5 protein-coding genes and 1 riboswitch are annotated in these 3,001 nt (G+C 72.6%); of the genes, 1 reads left to right on the forward strand and 4 read right to left on the reverse strand.

The annotated features are described in order from the left end of the window. Positions 1-319: histidine phosphatase family protein (locus tag CCN33_RS09570; protein WP_244173742.1), on the forward strand; the 319-nt coding region annotated here is incomplete at its 5' end. Between the two features lie 105 nt (positions 320-424). Here CCN33_RS09570 and CCN33_RS09575 read toward each other — a convergent pair. The 4 genes from CCN33_RS09575 to CCN33_RS09590 all read right to left on the reverse strand — a co-directional run. After that, complete coding sequence (locus CCN33_RS09575; RefSeq protein WP_086693177.1) at positions 425-1,180, reverse strand: CbtA family protein; 756 nt, start codon at positions 1,178-1,180, stop codon at positions 425-427. A 21-nt stretch (positions 1,181-1,201) separates the two neighbouring features. After that, positions 1,202-1,423 (reverse strand): CbtB domain-containing protein, encoded by a 222-nt coding sequence (locus tag CCN33_RS09580; RefSeq protein WP_086693179.1) that lies wholly within the window; start codon positions 1,421-1,423, stop codon positions 1,202-1,204. Positions 1,424-1,459: 36 nt separating this feature from the next. Continuing rightward, a riboswitch (cobalamin riboswitch) is annotated at positions 1,460-1,611 on the reverse strand. Positions 1,612-1,669: 58 nt separating this feature from the next. Next, complete coding sequence (locus CCN33_RS09585; protein WP_086693181.1) at positions 1,670-2,356, reverse strand: DUF4232 domain-containing protein; 687 nt, start codon at positions 2,354-2,356, stop codon at positions 1,670-1,672. 161 nt (positions 2,357-2,517) lie between these two features. Further along, positions 2,518-3,001, reverse strand: a 484-nt coding sequence (locus tag CCN33_RS09590; RefSeq protein ID WP_140394496.1) for a tetratricopeptide repeat protein, incomplete at its 5' end; no start/stop codon positions are given.

The following is a 3,001-nucleotide window of genomic DNA, read 5'->3' on the forward strand; positions in this document are numbered from 1 at the left end:
GCGCACGCTGGCCGAGGTCGGCGCGGTGGAGGGGCAGGCGGTGACCCGGTGGCTGGCCGACCCGGACTGCGCGGCACCGGGCGGCGAGTCGGTGCGCCAGGTGTGCGCACGGGTGGGGCGCTGGCTGGAGTCGGTGCCCGAGGGCCGGACGGTCGCCGTCGTGGAGCCCGAGGTGGTGCGGGCGGCCGTCGTACACGCCCTGGGTCTGCCCGTCGGCACCTTCTGGCGACTGGACGCGGCACCCCTCACCGCGACGGAACTGTCGGGGCGGGCCGGACGCTGGAACCTGCGGCTGGGGCGTGCGCTCGGGGGTGAGTAGCCGGGGCCGAGGCCCGAAGGGCGCAGCGCATCCGGCGTGCGGCCTGGGGCCGAATGAGAGGGGCACCGGAGGATCTCCGGGGCCCCTCTCGTCGTCATGTCCGGCTCAGTGGGAGGCGGCGACCGCCTGGCCGGTGCTGCGTGCCACCGCGGGGCGGGGGTTCAGCAGCCGCTCGGCCAACTCGCCGAAGAGCAGGCCGAATCCGGCCCACAGCACCGTCTGGATGGCCAGAGCGGAGAGGCGGAAGCGCCACAGCAGGGTGGCCGGGAAGTGTTCCGGCACCTCGTTGACGACCGGCAGGAAGGCGTACGCCAGCCCGGTCAGCAGGGCGAAGGCGGCTACGGCGATCAGGGTCGCGTACCAGTTACCCAGGCGTGGGGCGAGGCGTTTGCCGAGCAGGGTGACGCCGACCGCCAGGAGCACGCTGAGCAGCATCATCAGGAAGTACAGCGTGGTGCGCTTGCCGATGGTGTCGGCATCGCCGACCGAGGGCGGGTTGGCCGGGTACTTCAGGAACGGCACGACGTACACGGCGACCAGCGCGGTGCCGGAGAGCAGCAGCGCCGTCGCGCGGGGGCCGAAGCGGCCGACGCGGCCGAGTGCGAAGCAGTAGGCCAGCGCGGCGATGCCGCCGAAGGCGACCCCGTAGACGAGGACGCCGGTGGCCAGTCCGGCGGTGGACTGGAGCGAGCGGGAGACCACTTCCACCTCGTGCTCGTGGGAGTGGTGGCCCTCGAAGCTGATGGCGCTGTCCACGCTGGGCTCGCCGAGGAAGTACGCGGCGATCAGGGCGAGCACGCCGGCGCCGAGGCCGGCGAGCATGCCCCGCACGAGGAGGTTTCTCACGGTTGCGGAGTTCATGGGTGCGCGGCGTCCCTCGCGTCAGTGGCAGGGGAAGCCGAGCAGGTGGCGGGCGTCGTGCACCCACTCGTGGACGTCCGTGCCGTTGAACACGGAGGTGGCGCCCTGCTCGGCGCCGACGAAGTACAGCAGGACCAGCATGAGGACGCCGAAGAAGACCGCCCAGGGCGCTACCTCCTTCAGCGGCAGCTTGGCGGGAACGGCGGGGTTTCCGGCTGTCGGCTGAGCGACGGACTGCGCCATGGCAGTACCTCCTCTGGGAGTTCGCGTCCCATCTCGGTGGTGCACAGGACGACGGCCACGGGTCTGACTCGCGCGGCCCCGTGAGGGACCGCGCACACAGTGGCGCGACCGTGCCGGTTTCTCACCGGCTTCCGTTTCGCCGTCGTCGATATCGCCCCGACGGTACCGCGTGCGCCCTGCCTGGCCAAGACCGCGCCCCCACGGGTGATCTTCCTCTCCCGAGGGGGGGTGCTCAGGGGGCAGGGGTCAGAAGTCGTCGGCGCCGTTGCGCAGTTCGGTCGTCCAGTAGCCGGTGAGCGTCTTCGCGGGGTCGACGGCGAGACCCCCGCCGGCCGAGGAGTCCACCGCGATGACGGTGGAGTCGCCCTCCAGCACCAGCTGGAAGGCGTTCACCACCTCGTTGTCCTCGTCCACTCCCCCGTCGGACAGCTTGACCAGCACGTACGCCGGGTCACCGGGGTTCAGCACCGTCGGCGCGGCCGGCTTGCTCTTCGCCACGGACGGCACGTCCTGCTTGTGGCTCTCCAGGAACTGGATGTGCGGGAACCCGGCCATCTCGCAACGGTGACCCGAGGTGTTCCGCGCGGTCAGGACGATGTGGGTGTAGGGCGGCCCGTCCTGACGCTCGGAGCTGACCTTGACGTCCCGGGCCCGGCAGAGGGGCGTGGTGGTGCCCTTCTGCGCCCCGGAGGACGTGGAGCCGGACCTGTGCGCGGTCCCCACGGCGGTGCTGGTGCCGGAGCCGGTGTTGCCGCTGGTGCTCGCACCGGCGGCGGGCGGGGAGGCAGCGGTGGAGGCGGAGACCGAGTCCTCGGCAGCCGGCGCCGCCCCCTCGGCCTTGGTCCCCTCCCCGCTCTGGCAGGCGGTCAGCGACAGGGCGAGCGCGGCGGAAGCAGCGACGGAGAACAGTGCCGTGCGGCGCGGAGCGTTCATGATTCTTTCCCCCGGGAGGTGAGACGTCGACGACGGCCCTTCCGAACCGTCGGCCAGCCACTGACCTGCTGACACCTCAACTCTCACCGCCCCCACTGCCGTCCCGCTGACGTCCGGCTGACGTCCTTCTGACGCGTGGCCCCTGGGCCGGTGGCGGCCGACTACGGCTCCTCCCCCGCCAGCCTCCGTGCCGCCTTCTCGTGCCGTCGGCGGTGGTCCGCCCGGCCGCTTGCCCGGAGCAGGGCCGCCAGGGCGCGTACCGCGCCCTCGTCGTAGCCCGTGGACTCCGCCTCGTCGGCGGCGCGTTCCAGGAGGGCGAGGGCTTCGGTCTTGTTGCCGAGGGCCAGGTGGGCCTCGCCGCACACCGTGTGGAGGAGAGAGGTACGGGCGGCCTCCTCGTGTTCGGGGCCGAGATTGAGGGCCGTCCGGGCGACGTGGAGGGCCTGGTCCGGAGCGCCGGAGGTGAGGTGGGTGCGGGAGAGGTGGAGGAGGGCGAGCATCTCCGTGTGCGGGTTGCCCTCCTGGCGGGCCAGGGCGGCTGCTCGGGTGCAGTTGGCCAGGGCGGTGTCGAGGTCGCCCTGGGCGGACTGGACCACGGCCAGGTTGACGAGAGCGGTGGCCTCGCCCAGGCGGTCGGCGGTGCGG

Origin of the sequence: Streptomyces recifensis (genome assembly GCF_002154615.1) — a bacterium.
Classification (GTDB): domain Bacteria; phylum Actinomycetota; class Actinomycetes; order Streptomycetales; family Streptomycetaceae; genus Streptomyces; species Streptomyces griseoluteus.

Coding starts and splice junctions, on each gene's coding strand:
- CCN33_RS09575 (WP_086693177.1), bottom strand. CDS start 1,180: ATGAACTCCGCAACCGTGAGAAACCTCCTCGTGCGGGGCATGCTCGCC.
- CCN33_RS09580 (WP_086693179.1), bottom strand. CDS start 1,423: ATGGCGCAGTCCGTCGCTCAGCCGACAGCCGGAAACCCCGCCGTTCCC.
- CCN33_RS09585 (WP_086693181.1), bottom strand. CDS start 2,356: ATGAACGCTCCGCGCCGCACGGCACTGTTCTCCGTCGCTGCTTCCGCC.